This window comes from Parabacteroides sp. PM6-13, assembly GCF_029892605.1.
Taxonomy (GTDB): domain Bacteria; phylum Bacteroidota; class Bacteroidia; order Bacteroidales; family Tannerellaceae; genus QVMG01.
Map to the genome: position 1 here is coordinate 250,426 of NZ_JARXWF010000004.1, position 18,682 is coordinate 269,107.

An 18,682-nucleotide genomic window follows, 5' to 3' on the forward strand; every position below is an offset into this window, starting at 1 on the left:
ATATACGGGTTAATTTCTACATGCACCAATGACACACCGGGTAAAGCCCCTACACCTCCCACCAAGTAACAACCAGGCATAGGCCATATGTTAATAATTGATAAAATGAGGCTTTGGATTCGCCTTTTTTTGACTATCAAAAAGTAACCTTTTTCCCGAAATAAGACTCTTTTTGATAGGAGTAGATCGAGATATCAGGGTGTATCCAGGGTAATTAGCTTACGTTTTAATAGCATCTAGGGGGTGCCTCCGTACTGCCTCCGTAGTGCCTCCGTAGCGCCTCCGTATTAACTATATAAAAAGTATGTAGATACCATGTAGACACCATGTAGACACCATGTAGGCACCCCCTAGGCACTCCCTAGCCAAAATACCCCCGGTTAGTAGCAAATAAGAGCCTTTTGTATGTCATTTGCTGACTCACAAACAGGTGTAAAAAAACGATTATTTGAAGAAATATCAGTAGGGACTCTTTGGATTGGTTGAATAGTTACAGGCACTAATTTAATTCTAAATATTTGTTAATCCATTCCTCTTTTTTAAAACCCTCAATTTACAATTTGTAACTTCGGCAGGAGTTTTTGCGCAAAATGCAAGGGGCATTTTAAATTAGCCCTGCGAGTAACACTTAAAATAATAACATGGAACAATTGAAGAAAAAACTGATCTCTTTTTTATCCGTCTTGCCCTTGTTTCTACTGGCAACGACCATGCAGGCTCAGACCTACTATGTGGATAATAAAGGCGTATTGCGTGAGAAAAAGGGAAACAAAGAGGTCTCTTTCTATGGGGTGAACTACACGACTCCTTTTGCTCATGCCTATCGGATGCACAAATCGTTGGGTGTCGACCTGAAGGAATCGATCGATAAGGATGTATATCATTTTGCCCGACTGGGTTTCAATGCCTACCGTGTTCACGTATGGGATGTGGAGATCTCGGATGTGGAGGGTAACCTGATCGAGAACGAACACTTGGATCTATTGGATTACCTGGTTGCCAAATTGAAAGAGCGAAATATAAAACTATTGTTCACCCCCATGGCCTATTGGGGCAATGGCTATCCCGAGAGAGACGACAACAGCCTGCCCGGCTTCTCGACCAAATGGAACAAACAGGAGGTGACCCGCCAGGAAGAGGCGATTGTTGCCCAGGAGCGTTTCCTGAAGCAATTTGTCAGTCACGTGAACCCCTACACTGGAATCGCCTATAAAGACGAGCCCGACATGGTAGGCTTTGAAATCAACAATGAACCGACCAACGATACGGAACCCGCGTTTACGACCCGGTATGTAAACCGGATGGTGCAGGCGATTCGCTCTACCGGCTGCCGGATTCCGATCTTCTATAACATGAGTCATAATATACCACAAAACACCCAGGCGTTCTATAATGCCAAAATCGACGGCGGCACCTTCCAGTGGTACCCCAGTGGCTTAGTGGCCAACCGCACACGGAAAGGGAATTTCCTGCCCGCGGTCGACTCCTACCCTATCCCATTCGAGCACATCAAGAACTTCAACAAAAAAGCATTGATTGTTTATGAGTTCGACCCGGCGGATATCGCCGATCCATACATCTACCCGGCGATGGCACGCACCTTCCGTCAGACCGGTTTCCAATGGATCACCCAGTTTGCCTACGACCCCATCGAGATCGCATGGGCCAACACGGAATACCAGACCCATTTCCTGAACCTGGCCTATGCGCCCGGCAAAGCAATCAGCATGAAGATCGCGGCAGAGATCACCAAGCAGGTGCCCCGCAAAAAGGATTTTGGCGTTTATCCCAACGATACGATCTTCGACGGTTTCCGCGTGAGCTACCTTGAAAAGCTAAGCGAGATGAACACACCGGAGAAATTCATCTATGCCAACCATACCCAAACAACGCCAGTCAATGCGGAGGCGTTATCGGAACTAATCGGCTATGGCCATTCGCCCGTTATTGCTTACGAAGGGACGGGTGCCTATTTCCTGGACAAATTGTCGGACGGGGTCTGGCGTCTGGAGATTATGCCCGATGCCATCTGGCTGGAAGATCCGTTTGGAAAAGCCTCGATCCGCAAAGAGGTGGCCACCGTTTGTTGGCATGAATGGCCTATGACCATAAAGCTGCCTAACCTGGGTGAAGGATATATTTATCAGGCCATCAACGACGGTAATCAACGGAGCGGCAGTGCTGCCGGCGCAACCATGCAGGCCTATCCGGGTGTCTATCTATTGACACGCCAGGGGGTGAATAATACAAAATGGGCGGCTGATAGTCAGTGGGGCACGATCCGTTTGAATGAATACGTCGCTCCCGCCGAGCGCATGACCTCTTTCCGCGTATTACATCAGCCTCCGTATGCCGTCTCGGCAGGCGAAGAACAAACCCTTTCCGCCACAGTGGTAGGACCTACGATGCCCGATTCAGTCACGATCTACCTAAACAGACCGGGACAATGGAGAACCATTCCGCTGCGGATGACCCGAACCGACGGATACAACTACGCAATCACCCTGCCTGCAGAGCAGGTGGTTCCGGGTGATCTCAAGTATACGATCGCAGTACATGCCAAAGGCAGCTCCTACTCGTTCCCCGCCAACCAGGAAGGGCTTCCGACCGATTGGGATTTTCACTGGAGCGATAGCTGGACACTTCCCGTATGCCCGGCCGATCAATTCCTCGCCCTATTCGATGCCAACACCGATCTCGACGCCATGGAGATCTATAATATCAAAGGAACCTATCCCACGGCGCAGTTGCAGGAGGGAGCCTCTCCCGGAAACAAACGCCTCCGGATTACCTCCAAGGAATTGGAAGCCGAGAATCGGATTATCATCCGCTCGTACATAAAAGACAAAGTAGACGGACGCCCCAACAGGCTGGCATCCGGCAAGCAGTTATGTTTGCACACCGGAGAGCTAAAAGGGATTGATCGGTTAGAAGTAGGTTTTGTGACGACCGATGGATTTACCTATAAGAAAGAGGTAGCCGTTGGCAGCGACCAGACCATACGAATCCCATTCAGCGAATTGGCTTTAGGGAAAACAATCCTGCGCCCCAACGGCTACCCCTCCTTCCTACCCGATTATTTCACGCCGGACACAGAGGCAGCCTTTGATGCACGCAAGATAGAGATCCTGGAGATCACCACCCTAGAGGGCACGAAAGCCGAACAGCCGGTCGTTGAACTAAAAGGCGTTTGGGTGGAATAGTTATTTCACCCCAAAAATCGGTCTATCCGTATCCTGTTTAACGGAATAGTACTGAATCGCGCTATCGTTCATCTTGGGGAAGAAGCGGGTGATGAGTTGTATCATTTCCGCACCTGCCAGGAGAACGGGGCCATAGCCATGTGCCGCGTAGACATTCACCGGACGGTAGTAATAGAAAGCCGGATCGAAAGCCATGCCGGTGCCGACACAGACATCTTCCACCTCGCCTTCCGCGTTGATCTTCGTTGAGACAGCGCTCCAGCCCAGTTGTGCCACCGGCCCGAAGGAGATCACATCCAACCATCCTTTATTGATCCCGCGGGCAATGCAGTAGGTGAATATCGCCGTGGCGGATGTCTCCAGATAGGAGTCGTTGCGATCGAGCAACTGATGCCAGAAACCTTCGCCCGACTGGCGAGCGGCAATGCCTCTTACGTGGGCTTTGTATTGCTTCATGATTGCCTCATAGCCGGGATGATCTGTCGGGAGCACATCCAATACCTCGGTCAGTGTAAGCAAGGCCCAGCCATTGGCACGTCCCCAGTGGAAGGCAGGATGGTATTCTTCCCCTTCAACCCATCCGTGCATATACAAGCCTTTTTCTTCCACAAACATACGCTTGCTAAAAGAAAGCACCTGGAAAACTGCTTCGTCGAAATACCGAGTATCACCGGTATAGGCGCCCATCTGCGCAATGGCAGGAATCGCCATATACATATCGTCGAGCCACATGGTGTTTGCCTGCGGACGCATCCGGGCAAAGGTGCCGTCGGCAAGACGGTGTTCTTTGTTTTCGATAAAGTCCATGTAATTGAGGATCATCCGGCTGAAGTCGATCTCCGGCATGATGCGGCTTAGCTTGATCATCGCTGCGCACATGGCGCCGGCATCGTCCAAGGCACCCGGGCGAATGATTTGCCGCATCTGTCCGTCGATCACATCCTGTTCGTTCATCAACCGGGTGAAATAGGGCACCATCTCCGTAAGAAAGCTGAAACGCTCTTTCGCATAGTTCATGTATTGCGCATCCTGCGTCGCATCGGCCACCGCCAGCATACCCGAATAGGTAACCCCCCATTCATAGCTGGCCAGGCGGAAAGCGCCGCGCTCCAGTTGCGCGTTGGGGTTGAGTTGTTCCAGGTCGGTGATCTCTGCTCCCGTCTCTTTATCGACTACCCGCATAGGTGTTGTCGATTCCAAGAAGTGCAATACCCTGTCGAGATAGGATTTTATCTGCTCCGTGTTCCACTCCTTATAAGCCACTTTGTAGTCGGGTGTCAACAGATGGAGCGGTGTGTTCGAATCGTTGATCGTTTCGGGTTGTTCTGCCGGTTGATTACAGGCAACCGTTCCCACCAGCAGAAATCCCATACATACTGATTTGATTGTATTTTTCATATTTTATTCTTCATTTACTCATTTCATTGTTGCAAAAAAGGCTCATCCGATACGCCCTCTTTCAATAACAGGGGTTATGCGGATGAGCCTTAACCTAAACTATTTCATCAAAAAACGCTAAAACTAATACCCCGGATTTTGTTCTTGTGCCTTCTCTTCCGACGTCAATGCTTTTCCATCTTTCTGAACGGAGTCTAAGTATTTCTGTGGGATAGGACGCAGGCAGTGATGCTCGGTGATGTTGTTCTTAGCATCCGGATTGAATGCCTTGGCTCTTGCCACCAATGTTTTGGTGCGTGCCAGGTCTTCCCAACGATGGAACTCACCACTCAATTCGCGCGAGCGTTCGTTCAACAGGAAACACATCATACGGTCGTGGTCACTACTGTATCCCAGTTGCTTGATGATCGCTTCGTCTGCTGCCGGCAGGTTGTCCTTACTTGTTACGGTCAGACTGGTTGAAGCGGTTGTCTTGTCGATGTTATTCGACTCGTAGTAGGAGTTTTCCGGGAAATAGGAAATCGTATTGCCCATCGTGCCATAACCCAATGATCCTTCGTTGTAGGCGGCTCCGCCATCGCAATAAGCGGCACGGTTTTCACCCTCTTTATAGGCTGCGCGTTCGCGCACTGCATTGATATATGTCAAGGCTCCGCTGTAGTCTTGCAGGCGGATCTTGGCTTCGGCAGCCAACAGATAGGTGTCTGCCACGCGTGCCAGGATACCGTCGCGGTAACCGATACCGTCGCTCACGGTTTGACGCGATCCGTCGATAAATTTACTCAACGGCGGGAAGCGGTTCAGGAATCCATAGAGCGGTTCCTCTTTTCCTTTGATATAGGCCGGGAAGACAGTTGGGATGGTCTTTCCTGTTTTTTCATATACAACCTTATCCGAAATCTGCGCTTCGTCGAAACGATCGTCGCCCGGACGGTTGATTACATACATAATAGAGAGGTCTCCTTTTTCGTAATAATCGCCCGAAGGATTGTTTACCGCGTATTTCGTTTTGAAGCTTTTCCAGAAGCGGGAGTCGTTGACCATATCGTATACGTTATACATATAATAAGTCGTGCGCAAGCGTTGGTATTCACGTCCGCCGGCCACATCACGCTTCATCTGCGGCAAGTTGAGGTATTGCGACAGGAAGTAGAGATGTGTCTGGTTGCCATAAGATCCCCAGGTTGATTTGTCGGCCGAGAATTGAGCTGCCAGGATAATCTCGTCGAGGTTTTCATTCGCCCCATTCGGTTCGGTATAGTTCCACAGATCCGAGAAGTTGGACGCGAGCTTATGGCGTCCGATTACCTCGTCGGCATATTGCAGGGCTTTCTGACAGTCGGCCGCTTTGGTTGATCCGTTCCAGGAGTCGTTGATCTCGCTGGCGCGGGTCAGGTAAGCCTTGGTCAGGTAATGAGCAGCGGCATACTTGGTGATCTTGCCGGTCATTGCTCCGGTGGCTGGCAATAGGTTGTATGCCTCTGTCAGGTCGTCGATCACCTGTTGCAATACATCGGAAGCCGACGCGCGAGTAAATTCACGCTCCAGGGTGTTGCTCGACTTCAGTTTCAAAGGTACTCCGCCGTACTGGCGAACCAGCTTCAGGTAGTTGAACCCACGCAGAAAATGCGCTTCCCCCATATAGGTGTTCTTATTTGGATCGGTATACGAATCGGAAGCAGTGTTTTCGAGCAGGATATTAGCGGTATTGATACCGGTATACATATTGTCCCACAATGTTTCCGCCATCGCGGTGTTTACGTTTACCGCCGTGATCATCGAGTTGAAGCTACCGTCGTAGGAGTTCCACATGGCATTCGATCCGTCGCCCCCTACACGAAACTCATCGGTTCCGTAGTTGGTGGTAGCGAATCCCCATTCCCAACCGAAGTCGAAGCGGAGGTTATAGTATAGCCCGACAGCCAGTGATTCAATCCCTTCCGGTGTCTGGAGGTAGTCGGTGTTTCGTTGTGTTGTCAGCTCTTCGTTCAGAAAATCACTACATGACGTAGTCGTGCCGGTCAATAAGGCTCCGGCCAGAAGAGCGATCATAAGTTTATTGTATTTTTTCATTTTCCTGTTTTTTTTATGCGTTAAAAATCAATATTCAGACCGAATGTAAACCCACTGTTCCAGGTTGATCCGCCCAGGTCGAGGTCGACCCAGTCGACATTCGAGAAGAGCATACCCGGATTCTTGGCCTGCATATATAATTTCAGATTACTTAATCCCATATTGTTCGCCACCTTTTTAGGCAATGTATACCCTAAGGAGATGTTGCGAATCTTCAGGAACGAACCGTCGCGGTAGCCTAAGATATTGTAGTAGGGGTCGCCACCGGCTACATTGTAGATAGGCTTCTGATAATCGGCGTCTTTGTTGTTTTCGTTGTAGTAGCTGATGCTACGCTGTACGTAGCGTCCACCCTGCCATTCGCTTGCTGCGTAGGTGAAGTCCAGACGTCCGGAGAAGAAGATCGATAGTTCGAAATCTTTATAGGTAAACGTATTAGTCATCCCTACCGTCCAGCGGGGGCGTGTATGCCCGATAATCACACGGTCGTTGTTCGGGTCGATGCGGTAGTCTTTGTTCTGGTCGACCGGACGAGCCATCCCAACCTGGAAGTTATGTCCGTTCTCGTTGAACTTAGCCATTTCAGCGGCATCTTCTTCTTTCCAGAGACCGGCGCTTGCGTAGTTATAATACACACCGGAGTATTTTCTTCCGTTTTCCGTATATCCGGTGGCCTGTCCGATGAACCAGCCGTTCACGATATCATCTTCTTTACCGTTGGCCAATATGTCGATCTGGTCTTTCTGCCAGGCGGCATTGATGGTCGATCTCCATTCAAAGTCGCGGGTGCGGATATTGACTGTGTTCAGTGTCAGGTCGAAACCGATATTTGATGTTTCACCGATATTGGCGTATGTGTTGGTATAACCGGTCAGAGCGGGAATGGTCATCTCCATCAACAGGTCTTTGGTTTTGGACGTATATAAATCCAAGATCCCGGAGATGCGTCCGTCTAAGAAGGAGTAGTCGATCCCTAAGTTATACTGGGTCGTCCGTTCCCAGGTCAGGTCTTTGTTGGCCATTGCCACATTCCCTCCGGAAATAAGCGATTCGGAAGCCGAATAGCCGGGGATAGCCGTGTTGCCATACGGATAGAAAAGCGAAACGATGCTACCCTTTGTCTGGTAAGGCTTGATAGCGGAGTTACCGGTAGTACCCATACCCAGACGCAGTTTCAACTGGCTGATCCATGAAACCTCTTGCAGGAAGGCTTCCTGATCGATGCGCCATCCCAACGCGACGCTGGGGAAGAAGGCCCATTTGTTGCCTTCAGCCAACTGAGAGGCTCCGTCCCAACGGCCGGAAGCAGTCAACAGGTATTTGTCGGCAAAGCTATAGTTTACACGTGCCATATAGGAGAGCAATTGTCTTTCCGACATAGAGGAGTTCCAATCGTCCAAGGCGGTGATGTTTGTTTTGTTTAACGCATCCCATTTCTGGCTGGGCAGTGGAATATCGAGCGCACGCATATAAGTTTGTTCGTATTTGTATTTCGTAGCACTCTGCAACAAGGTTGCCCCTACGGTATGCTTACCAAATGTGCGATCGTAATACACCAGGTTGTCCAGTGTCCAGGAGAAGTCTTGCTGATGTTCCTTGGATGCCAGGTTAGGCGCACCGACACGGTTCACCGATTGCTCGTCGATGAAGATACCTCTGCGGTAGTAACGGAAGTCAGGTCCGAAATTGATGCGGTATTTCAATCCCTCTACGGCCGGAATAAGGCTGCCGAAATCAAACATACCATAGAAGCTACCCACGGCACGGAGCGTCGTACGCTCATCGTCGGTGTATTCCCATTCGTTGATGGCGGTCTTGATCATATCGTCACCACCGGGATAAACGATGCGGTTGCCATCATTATCATAAGGCACGGCGTAAGGGAGGTTGTTTCTTGCCGCCATATAAATGCTTCCCGGGCCGGATGTTTGTCCACCGGCATTGGATTGTCCGTATTGTTGCACACTGTATGAGGTATTAAGCGTAACACCCATACTGAACCATTTCGTCGGAGTCAGATCCATGCTTCCTTTGGCGGTGTAACGGGTGTATTCCTGTCCCATCATGGTTCCTTTGTTGTTCAGGTAACCGAATGATCCGTAAGCGGTCATCTTATCCGTACCGCCGCTACCGCTCAGGGTATGCTCGGTACTGATCCCCGTACGGGTTACGTTGTCGGTCCAGTCGGTTGTTTCCACTTTCGATCCGTCCCAGCTGCCACCGCTCCAGCCTTTCATGATATTGTTCCAGGCATATTGGTCGTTGGCTCCCAGGAAGATGGTATAGTCGTTCTCCTGTGTCGGCTGGTCGCCCCGCGGGTATTTGTTCGGGTCTGAATAGTAATAAGCCCATCGACGCCAGGTGATGTATTCATCCGCGTCCATCATCTTCGTACGGTCTTTCAGCGTTTCGGCGGTTACCGAACCGGCATAGCTCAGGGTGAAGCGTCCTTCTTTCCCCCGTTTGGTGGTTACGATGATAACCCCATTCGCACCGCGCGATCCATAGATGGCAGTGGCGGAGGCGTCTTTCAGGATATCGATCGACTCGATATCGTGCGGGTTCAGGCTCTCGATACCGGCTGTCGACATCAAAGGAATGCCGTCGACCACATAAAGCGGAGTACTTTCGGCAGACAGGGAGCGTACGCCACGAATGAAGATGTTACCGATTTCACCCGGTCGTTCGTTGGAGGTGATGTCTACCCCGGCTGCTTTCCCCTGCATTGCCTCAAAAGCATTCGATACCGGGCGGGAGGTAAGCTCCTTGTCGCTGATGCTGATCATCGCACCGGTCACGTCGGACTTCTTCTGCACACCGTAACCTACGACAACCACCTCGTCGATCAGTTGTGTGTCTTCTGCCAGGACAACGCGATACTGTGACCGATTGTCTACCGTAACGGTTGTTTCTTTGTAGCCGACATACTGGATGCTTAACACATCGCCCACGGCAGCTGAAATAGTAAACTTACCATCCGCATCTGTGATGGTACCATTGCCGGAGCTTTTCACCACAACGGTGGCTCCGATAAGTGGGTAGTCGCTATCGTCCACGACCACACCCTGCACACTTTTTTGCTGAGCTAACAAAGCGTTGGAAAAAGAGAACGCGATAAGCCATATTATCAGCATCGTCCTTTTCATCTTAAATGATTTAATAAAGATTGATTTTTTCATGTAATTCATAATTACGTTATTGATATTTTATCTAATGATACCGGCAAATGTGCTTAGATATGTTAAAAAGAAAAATGAAATCCAGTTCAAAATGATGGAACAGAATACGTGAACTAATTTACAGCCACCACGCAAACAACTATCTACCAAACCATTAAATAATAAATTCAACCAAAACACCTTGTTTGTTTCATAAGGAGATTTGTACGGGTTTCCATCTTAATTGTTTATCTTTGCGTAAGAAGCCTTAAAAACCTAAAAAATCTAATATGCGAATTGTTCTACTCATTATAATCAGTAGTTTTTTGTGTGTGCCTGTTTCTTTGTGTGCTACTGATCTGACTTTTTCACAGATAAGCTCCCATAACGGACTATCTCAGAATACCGTGCGGGCTATTGAGGTCGACCACAACGGTTTTGTCTGGGCGGGAACGCTCGACGGGCTGAATCGCTACGACGGTTACAACAACCGATCCTATCAGCCTCAGCTTGGCAACCCCAATGTACTCGACGACCATCGTATCAAGGAGTTGCATGTCGACAAGGAGGGTTACCTCTGGGTGAAGACCTATCGGAACGAATTCAGTTGCTACGACCCGGTGAGCGATCTGTTTGTTCCGTTGAAACATAGCCTGGAAAAGCACCTGACCTATACCTCCTATTACGAGTCTACCCGCGGAGAGGTATGGCTTTGGGGGAAATACGACGGAATAGCCCGGATACAAAAGGAGAAGATGCCTACTCTCCAAGTAGACAAATTCCTGCCCCGCTCTCTCCGGGGAGAAGCCTGCCATTTTTTGTATGAGGATGCCGACAGCACCATCTGGTTCGGAGGAGAGATTGGTTTGTATCGGATTGTCGACAACGAAGTCGTGGCGGTCGAATACCCGGGCAAGGAGTCATTCGTATTCACCCAAGCCGTCGAATTACAGGATAAAATCTATTTTTCGACACAGGAGTCGGTATTGGTCATCTACGACAAAAATAGCGGGACAATAGACTATCTCCGGTATGAAGGTCAGGATCCCTTTGTGAATATGGTTCGTTTGTCGGAAAAGGAGTTGTTGATTGTTATGCAATCATTGGATCTCTTGATATATAATGTAGAGACTGCCCGGTTGTATGCTTCTCCACTCAACCGGCATCCGAGTTTTGCCAACGAGCTTCGCACCGATGTCCGTATACATATCGACAGATACAAACGCGTATGGCTCTACAACCGTTCAGGAATCGTTTGGTATTACGATCAGGAGCAAAAACGCTTCGAGCACATTCACCTGATACCCCGTCATGTAGCAGCGATGATCGACCTGGGACAGATCTTTGTCGACTCGACGGGATTGGTCTGGTTCATTACCTACGGCTATGGGGTGTTTTGCTATGATATGGACAATCGGGAGCTGGCTAATTACCGTTACGAATCGGCACCCAACAGCCTGCCTTCCAACTATCTATTGGACATCGCGGAAGATCGTTTCGGCACGATATGGCTCGGAAGCGAGTATGCCGGCATCATTCGGGTGGTCAAAACGCCTGAGTATATCCGCTTTGTCCGTCCGGAGCCCCATACGATTATCGGGCAAACCAACAATGTCAGAACCATGCTCGAAGATTCACAAAAGAATATATGGATAGGCACCAAGAATGGCGGATTGTATATCTACGACTCCGGACTGACCCATGGGAGGTGCCTGGCCGAACAGATCAACCCTTACTCGTTGATCGAAGATGATCACGGACGCATATGGGTCGGAACCAAAGGGAACGGCATTTACCTATACGATATGAAAACCCACCGGGTGGTAGACCATCTCAGGTCGCAACCCGACAACCCCGCTTCGTTGAGCAGCGATATCCTGTTCCATCTGATGAAAGATAATAAGGGCCGAATCTGGGCCGGATCATTTGAAGGCGGGGTGACACTGATCGAAGAAGAGAAGGGAGCGTTTAGGTTCAAACGCTTCATGCAGGATGTCGATGAGAAGAGCTTTGTGCGCTATCTGTTTCAGGACAGCCAAGGACGGATCTGGGTTGGCAGCAATGGTGGTTTGATGCGTTTCTTCCCGGAAAGACTGATAAAAGATCCGCTGGCGTATGCCTTCTATGAAAAAGATTCCAATATGAAACACTCCATTAGCAGCAACGATATAAAGGTCATTTACGAAGACAGCGATCATACGATCTGGATCGGAACAGCCGGCGGAGGGCTGAATCAGTTTGTCGAATCAACCGAAGAGCAACCGGAACATTTCATCGCCTATTCCGCCGCGCATGGCATGGCGGACAATTTTGTCTTAGGCATTCTTGAACATGGAAACGACCTTTGGATCAGCAGCGAAAGCGGACTTTCCCGATTCACCAAAGAGCGTGAATCGTTTGTCACCTATCAGTTTGCTCAAAGATCGTTTGGCAATATCTTCAATGAGGGTGCTTTTTGTCAGACCCAAGAGGGCGATATGCTGTGGGGTACGCTGGATGGGCTGTTGGTGTTCAAGCCCGATCGGTTTGATCCCGATGTGCGTATGCCTGCGGTCTTGTTGACGCGGCTCACGGTCGACCGGGAGGACTGGAATGATATCCGACGCGCTCCTTTCGACAAATCGATCACCTATAGCGATAAAATCAAGCTGACCTATAAGCAGAATACCTTTTCGTTGGACTTTGCCGCTATGAACCTGCGCAATCCGGCTGAGAACCGCTATAGTTATATCTTAGAGAATTACGATAAGCAATGGAGCCTTCCTACCGATGCCAATACAGCGACCTATAAGAACCTGCCTCATGGCAAATACACGTTTAAGGTAAAAGGCATCAATCCGGGCGGAAGCGAAGACGATCAGGTCACATCGCTTCAGATAGTGATCACGCCTCCCTTCTGGCTATCCCTGCCGGCTTATATCTTCTATTTCCTATTGGTATGCCTTCTGTTCTATATTGCCTTTAGGGTGATAGTGAAATTCAATCGGTTGAATACCGCTGTCGAGGTAGAGAAGCAGTTGACAAACCACAAACTTCGTTTCTTTACCAATATCTCCCATGAGTTTCGCACGCCGCTGACCCTGATACAGGGAGCCGTCGAGAACCTGAACGAAGAGACCGGACTGCCGGCATCGGCCACTAAACAGATCCATATCTTAGATCGCCATGCCACCAATCTGCGCCGCTTGATCGACCAGCTGTTGGAATTCCGGAAAATACAAAACGATGTGTTGCGCCTCGACCTGGAAGAGGTGGATATGATTGCCTTTGCGCGTGAGATCTATAGCGGATTCCAGGAATTGGCGGAACGGAAAAACATTGACTATCGCTTTAGCTCCTCCTCCGAATCGCTTTCGATGTTTATCGACCGGAAGAAGGTGGATAAGATTCTGTATAATCTATTGTCGAACGCGTTTAAGTTCACCCCGAACAAGGGTTTGATAGAGCTATTGATCGGCTACGACGCTTCCGGGGAAAGCTGTACCATTTCAGTCAAAGACAGTGGCATCGGCATACCGAAAGAGAAACAGCACCTCCTGTTCAGCCGCTTCACCCAGATCAACTTCTCCACCTCGGGCACCGGCGTTGGCCTCTCGCTGGTGAAGGAATTTATCGATGTGCATAAAGGAAAGATCAGCTACGAGAGCAATCCCGGTGGCGGATCGATCTTCAAGGTGGAGCTATCGACCGACAGAGAGACCTATAAAGGCGAGAACTTTATTGCTTCCTCAATCTCTGATATACAAAAGGAAGAGAGCAGTCCGGCGTATATCCCGGCAGAAGAGTCGGGTGTCGATAGCCAGACCCTGGCCGCTTACCAGTTGCTTATCATCGACGACAACGATGATATCCGCAGCTTCCTGACCGAAGAGTTCTCGAAGTATATGAAGGTGGAGACGGCAGCAGACGGCAAAGAGGGGTTGCAAAAGGCGATCGAGCTGAATCCCGACCTCATCATCTGTGATGTGATGATGCCCGAGATGGATGGCTTTGAGGTCACCCGCCAGCTAAAAAGCGAATTCCAGACCTGCCATATCCCCATTATCCTGCTCACGGCACACTCCTCCATCGAGCATCAGCTGGAAGGGATCGAGAGCGGTGCCGACGCCTATATCACCAAGCCTTTCAGCTTGAAGTATATCGTAAAACGGGTGATGAAATTGATCGAGCAACGCGAACTGTTGAAGAAGCGCTTCTCCAAAGAATTCGTGATCGACGGCAACCTGGTGAAAACGACAGACAAAGACAGTCTGTTCCTTGAGAGAATAGAAAAGATATTGGCCGACAACTACCACAACAGCCAATTCACCTTAGATCAGTTTGTCGAGCTGTCGGGCATGAAACGCACTATCTTCTTTAAGAAAGTAAAAGGAATCACCGGATTCTCACCCAATGAGCTATTGAAGATGAAACGGCTCAATCAAAGCGCCCTCCTCTTGAAACAGGAGACGCTGACCGTATCCGAGATCTCTTACAAGGTAGGATTCGACGATCCCTATTACTTCAGTAAATGCTTTAAGATTCACTTCGATTGCACCCCCACACAATACCGAAACGCGCCGGAATAGCCCGTAAGTTTTTGTCCATATCCCGTGTTTTGTCACGCCGCAGAAAAGCGGGCAAAAAAATTCTCACCCGCGTGAGAAAAAATTCTCATGCGGGTGAGAAAAAATATTGTCACCCTTTTTTGAGGTCAAAAACGATCAGAAAGACTCCGGTATATCGATCACCATAAGAGAGAGGCGTTTTCCGTCAGAGAGCTTGCCGGATTGGATTAATACCCGGGTGTTGTCGAGGCTGAAATAGGGATGCGCGTGGTCGGGTTTCATCAAATGGCCGGTGGTGAGCAGGTGCATTTCTCCTGTTCGTGTATTGATCAGGGTGATATTGCCGGAGAAATCGTCGCCAACGGCCCATTTACCATCCTGCGAACCGTTGCAATGCCAGAAGCTGTTGGCTTGTGCCGGGATGCTCTTTAGGTCATCGTTTACATTGTTGGAGACAACCTGCCCCATGACCCGAACGTGGCCGTTACGCAAATTCACAGAGAAAATGCCGGAAGGCTTCGTTTTGAGCCGCTCCAGATGGCATAACACATTGAAATAGACATGGTCGGCATCCGCGATTGTCTCGTGGGTCACCCATTCATAATCCGACTCGATATAAAGCGGACGGTAGCTATTCGTTGCCATATCACCAAACCACATACGCTGAGGCGAATCCCCTCCGGTTTCGTGGCAAAAAACAATTTCGCGGGTCACAAACGGGCTGGCCTGCACATGTCCCATCGTGAAATCGACATTGAATCCCATCCGGATCTCGCCGGTCTTCACGTCCACTACCCGGATACCTCCCGGATGATTTTTGATGCGGTGCGTCGAGTCGTCAATCGGATTCACCCATGTCTCGGCATCGTAGGGAGGAGTCACTCCGACATACAACAGGTCTTCTTCCACATCCAGCCCCATGCCTCCCGAGATACGAAGCGTGTCAGGCCATTCGGTCACCAAGCGTTCATAGTCGGTATATTTCTTCATTTTCCCTTTCTGGCTGTCGGCCAACACCCGGTCGTAATCCAGCTCAATGATCTGAGCCGGCTTGCCTTCGGGCCTGCGCACGAAATAGAGCAATCCCTTTTTACGCGAAAGGTTATATTCACCGTTACGCTCCCCATCGGTAATCTGGATGATCTCACCGGTTGTTTCATGCACCAGGAAAAGCTGTCCGCTCCCGGTACGTTGAGAGCGGAAAGCGATGTATTCGTTATCATAGGTCCATTGCGGATGGGTCTGGTAGATACGGCTATCGCTGTATTCCGGGCTATTGGTCAATACGCGAACGGGCAAGCCGGTTACCGGATCCGAATAGGTCGACATCTCCGACGGAAAACGTTTGCCGATCTGTGCCTGTGAGTTACTGCCTATAGATACCGCGCAAACAGCGGCCAATAGAAGGATTGTTTTAGATAATTTGTTTCGTTTCATAACTATGTCTGTTAATCGTATTAGAATTATCATCAAAAGTAATCCAAAAGAGAATTCCGGCGATAAGCCATTCATTTCAAAAGGCTGTACTTTTGTGCCTAATCCATGTAATTTTGTCCAGACATAGATCGTTGTTTCAGAAAGTCAACTCCACGACATAGTCGATATCGGTCGGAACCTCCGGCAACTCCAGGACTACGCCGTTTTTATCCTGCTTGAATTTAATGGGAGATTGACTCTTGAAACAGGAGGCTTTTTTGATTTTCCGGTCGGTAATCGGCAGGAATAATCCTTTGTCTTCCAACTCCAGGATATGCACAAACAGGCGGTTGTCTTTTTGCGTGGTCACTCCCCAGGGACGAGGTGCTACCAATCCGCCACGGGTTCCGTGAATGGTCTCGCCATACACCCGCATCCATTCACCGATCTCTTTCAGGCGTTCTATGGAAGCAGCAGGCAGTTCCCCATTGGGCTGCGGGCCGATATTCATCAATAGGTTCGCATTCTTTCCGGCGGCCTTCACCAGGTAATGCACCAGTGTTTTCAGGTCTTTGTAGTCCTGGTCGGTCGCACGATAGCCCCAGGTGCGGTTCATGGTTTCACAGGTTTCCAATGGCAATGCGCTCACATCCTGTCCGGATAAGCCCGCTTTGTTTTCGCCCGGCAGATCGCGTTCGAAGATCTGGATATCTTCACCCGGGAAAGGGGTTACGTGGTGGTTATTTCCAATCAGGCAAGCAGGTTGCAGGCGATGAATCAGGGCGTATTGCTCGGGCAGTTGCCAGTCGAATCCTGGATCCTGGTCGTGATCCCACACGCCATCAAACCAGATCGCACCGATCGGGCCGTAGTTGGTCAGCAACTCGGTGAGTTGGTTATTCATAAACGCATAATAGGTCTCCCATTTCCCCTGGGTCGTACGACCTGTGCCGCGCCCGGTGCGTCCAAGCGGATAATAGTCGTCGCGCGTCCAGTCGAGGTGCGAATAATAGAAATGGAGTTTTATTCCTTGCTTATGGCACTCGGCTGCCAATTCTTTGATCACATCTCGTTTGAAGGGCGTGGCATCGACCACATTGTAATCGGAGTATTTCGTGTCGAACATCGAAAAGCCGTCGTGATGGCGCGAGGTGAAACAGATATATTTTGCCCCCGATGCCTTGATGGCAGCAACCCATTCCGCGGCATTAAACCGGATAGGATAGAAAGCAGAAGCTTGTTTCGCATACTCGGCATGATGGATGTTTTTGTTGTGCATCACCCATTCGCCATCCCCCATCATGCTGTATATGCCCCAATGGATGAATATACCAAACTTATTGTCTCTGAACTCTTCGCGTGCTTTCAGATTCGCTTCGGATGGGAGATATCCCTGTTGTGCGGCAGCTATTGCGATAGATCCGACACATACCAATAAGGTTAAAAGTGTTTTTTTCATTTGTTTAGTTTTTTCTGTTCTTGACAAAGCTACAAAAGAATTGTCTATATTTGTAAAAATCATAACCCGGATGACAGAAAAAAGAAAGAAACGAAACGCCTTCCCGCTCTATTTGCAAATCCTTGCAGGCATGATTGTCGGCATCATCATCGGTCTTATCGCTTTGCCGCTTCAAGGGGGCGACTTCGTGCAAGACTGGATACGCCCCTGGGGGCAAGTGTTTATACGTCTGCTGCAACTGATCGCCATCCCCTTGGTGTTCCTCTCCCTGATCAAAGGAGTGATCGGACTGAACGATATCAGCAAATTCTCCAAACTGGGCGGGAAGACCATTGGCATCTACCTGCTCACGACGGCATTTGCCGTTTGCCTCGGTTTGGGCTTAGGGTTGGTGGTGAAGCCGGGAAAGCTGGTCAATCGGGAACAGGTGGCTTCGATGCAAGAACAATACCACAACCAGGTGGCCGAGAAAGCCCTGCAGGCCGAACAGACAAAGAATCAGGGACCCTTGCATTTTCTCAACGACATCATTCCGCAGAACATTGTTCAGGCGGCGGGTGATAACTCCAAAATGCTTCAGGTGATCTTTTTTGCCATTTTCTTTGGCATTGCCGCGTTGACCATTTCCCCGGAAAAGATACGCCCGGTGATGGCGGTGGTCGACGGATTGAACGATATCATTCTCAAAATGGTGGACTACATTATCCGGTTCGCCCCGTACGGCGTGACGGCACTGATGGCAGGGCTGGTGGTCGACTTCGGGGGAGACATCAGTATGTTCGGTGCCTTGGGGGTATATGCCCTGACGGTTATAGCGGCTATGTTTTTCATGATGTTTTTGTTTTATCCACTACTGATTCGCCTCTTCACCCGCCTGAAGGTGAAAGATTTCCTCAAGGCGATCTATCCCGTGCAACTCTTTGCCTTTACGACCAGCAGCAGTGCCGCCACCCTCCCCGTGACGATGGAGACCGTAGAGAAAGAGCTGAAGGTATCGAAAGAGACCGCCTCCTTTGTGCTTCCGGTGGGAACTACAATTAACATGGATGGCACCTCATGTTACCAGGCGATTGCGGTGCTCTTTATCGCTCAGGTGATCGGCATCGATCTCAGCCTGATGCAGATCGTCACGATCCTGGGTATGACCATCCTTTCTTCGATCGGCACCCCGGGCATTCCGGGAGGGAGCTACGTGATTCTGACCATGGTGCTCACCTCGGTTGGCATTCCGGCGGAAGGGCTGGCGTTGATCCTGGGGATCGACCGCCCGTTGGATATGATGCGTACGGCGGTCAATGTAACCGGTGACGCGACGGTAGCGGTGATTGTCGATAAATGATGATGCCTTGTAGAACAAAATGTGCGCCCAATATGTTAATAGATTAGTCCCTGGCGAGGGATTGATTATACAACCAAAAATAAATGAAT

General features: G+C 49.7%; 8 protein-coding genes. 3 read left to right on the top strand and 5 right to left on the bottom strand.

The window, feature by feature from the left end:
* Window positions 1–641: 641 nt before the first annotated feature.
* Window positions 642–3,203 carry a cellulase family glycosylhydrolase gene (locus tag M2134_RS06030; RefSeq protein ID WP_280751056.1) on the top strand — a complete coding sequence of 854 codons (2,562 nt, stop codon included), beginning with the start codon at window positions 642–644 and terminating at the stop codon, window positions 3,201–3,203.
* On the opposite strand, the gene M2134_RS06035 is transcribed toward M2134_RS06030, so the two are convergent.
* The 3 genes from M2134_RS06035 to M2134_RS06045 form a co-directional block, all read right to left on the bottom strand.
* On the bottom strand, window positions 3,204–4,574 hold the full coding sequence (locus M2134_RS06035) for a glycoside hydrolase family 88 protein (RefSeq protein ID WP_280751076.1): 1,371 nt from the start codon (window positions 4,572–4,574) through the stop codon (window positions 3,204–3,206).
* A gap of 150 nt (window positions 4,575–4,724) precedes the next feature.
* Window positions 4,725–6,674, bottom strand: coding sequence for a RagB/SusD family nutrient uptake outer membrane protein (locus M2134_RS06040; RefSeq protein WP_280751057.1), 1,950 nt, complete (start codon window positions 6,672–6,674; stop codon window positions 4,725–4,727).
* 20 nt (window positions 6,675–6,694) lie between these two features.
* Entirely contained in the window at window positions 6,695–9,820 is a 3,126-nt protein-coding gene (locus M2134_RS06045) for a TonB-dependent receptor (protein ID WP_280751058.1), read from the bottom strand.
* 302 nt (window positions 9,821–10,122) lie between these two features.
* Between M2134_RS06045 and M2134_RS06050 the strand changes: the two genes are divergently transcribed.
* Complete coding sequence (locus M2134_RS06050) at window positions 10,123–14,400, top strand: two-component regulator propeller domain-containing protein (RefSeq protein WP_280751059.1); 4,278 nt, start codon at window positions 10,123–10,125, stop codon at window positions 14,398–14,400.
* Window positions 14,401–14,535: 135 nt separating this feature from the next.
* Here the strand turns inward: M2134_RS06050 and M2134_RS06055 are convergent, their stop codons facing one another.
* Both M2134_RS06055 and M2134_RS06060 read right to left on the bottom strand, forming a co-directional pair.
* A complete protein-coding gene (locus tag M2134_RS06055; protein ID WP_280751060.1) occupies window positions 14,536–15,816 on the bottom strand; it encodes a hypothetical protein in 1,281 nt (426 codons plus the stop codon).
* A 136-nt stretch (window positions 15,817–15,952) separates the two neighbouring features.
* Complete coding sequence (locus M2134_RS06060) at window positions 15,953–17,254, bottom strand: alpha-L-fucosidase (protein ID WP_280751061.1); 1,302 nt, start codon at window positions 17,252–17,254, stop codon at window positions 15,953–15,955.
* A gap of 70 nt (window positions 17,255–17,324) precedes the next feature.
* Between M2134_RS06060 and M2134_RS06065 the strand changes: the two genes are divergently transcribed.
* Window positions 17,325–18,593 carry a dicarboxylate/amino acid:cation symporter gene (locus tag M2134_RS06065; protein ID WP_280751062.1) on the top strand — a complete coding sequence of 423 codons (1,269 nt, stop codon included), beginning with the start codon at window positions 17,325–17,327 and terminating at the stop codon, window positions 18,591–18,593.
* Window positions 18,594–18,682: the final 89 nt, after the last annotated feature.

What these genes read in the sequence shown, in the direction of transcription:
- M2134_RS06060 (WP_280751061.1), bottom strand. Translation starts at nt 17,254, where the DNA reads ATGAAAAAAACACTTTTAACCTTATTGGTATGTGTCGGATCTATCGCA.
- M2134_RS06045 (WP_280751058.1), bottom strand. Translation starts at nt 9,820, where the DNA reads ATGAAAAGGACGATGCTGATAATATGGCTTATCGCGTTCTCTTTTTCC.
- M2134_RS06030 (WP_280751056.1), top strand. Translation starts at nt 642, where the DNA reads ATGGAACAATTGAAGAAAAAACTGATCTCTTTTTTATCCGTCTTGCCC.
- M2134_RS06040 (WP_280751057.1), bottom strand. Translation starts at nt 6,674, where the DNA reads ATGAAAAAATACAATAAACTTATGATCGCTCTTCTGGCCGGAGCCTTA.
- M2134_RS06065 (WP_280751062.1), top strand. Translation starts at nt 17,325, where the DNA reads ATGACAGAAAAAAGAAAGAAACGAAACGCCTTCCCGCTCTATTTGCAA.
- M2134_RS06035 (WP_280751076.1), bottom strand. Translation starts at nt 4,574, where the DNA reads ATGGGATTTCTGCTGGTGGGAACGGTTGCCTGTAATCAACCGGCAGAA.
- M2134_RS06050 (WP_280751059.1), top strand. Translation starts at nt 10,123, where the DNA reads ATGCGAATTGTTCTACTCATTATAATCAGTAGTTTTTTGTGTGTGCCT.
- M2134_RS06055 (WP_280751060.1), bottom strand. Translation starts at nt 15,816, where the DNA reads ATGAAACGAAACAAATTATCTAAAACAATCCTTCTATTGGCCGCTGTT.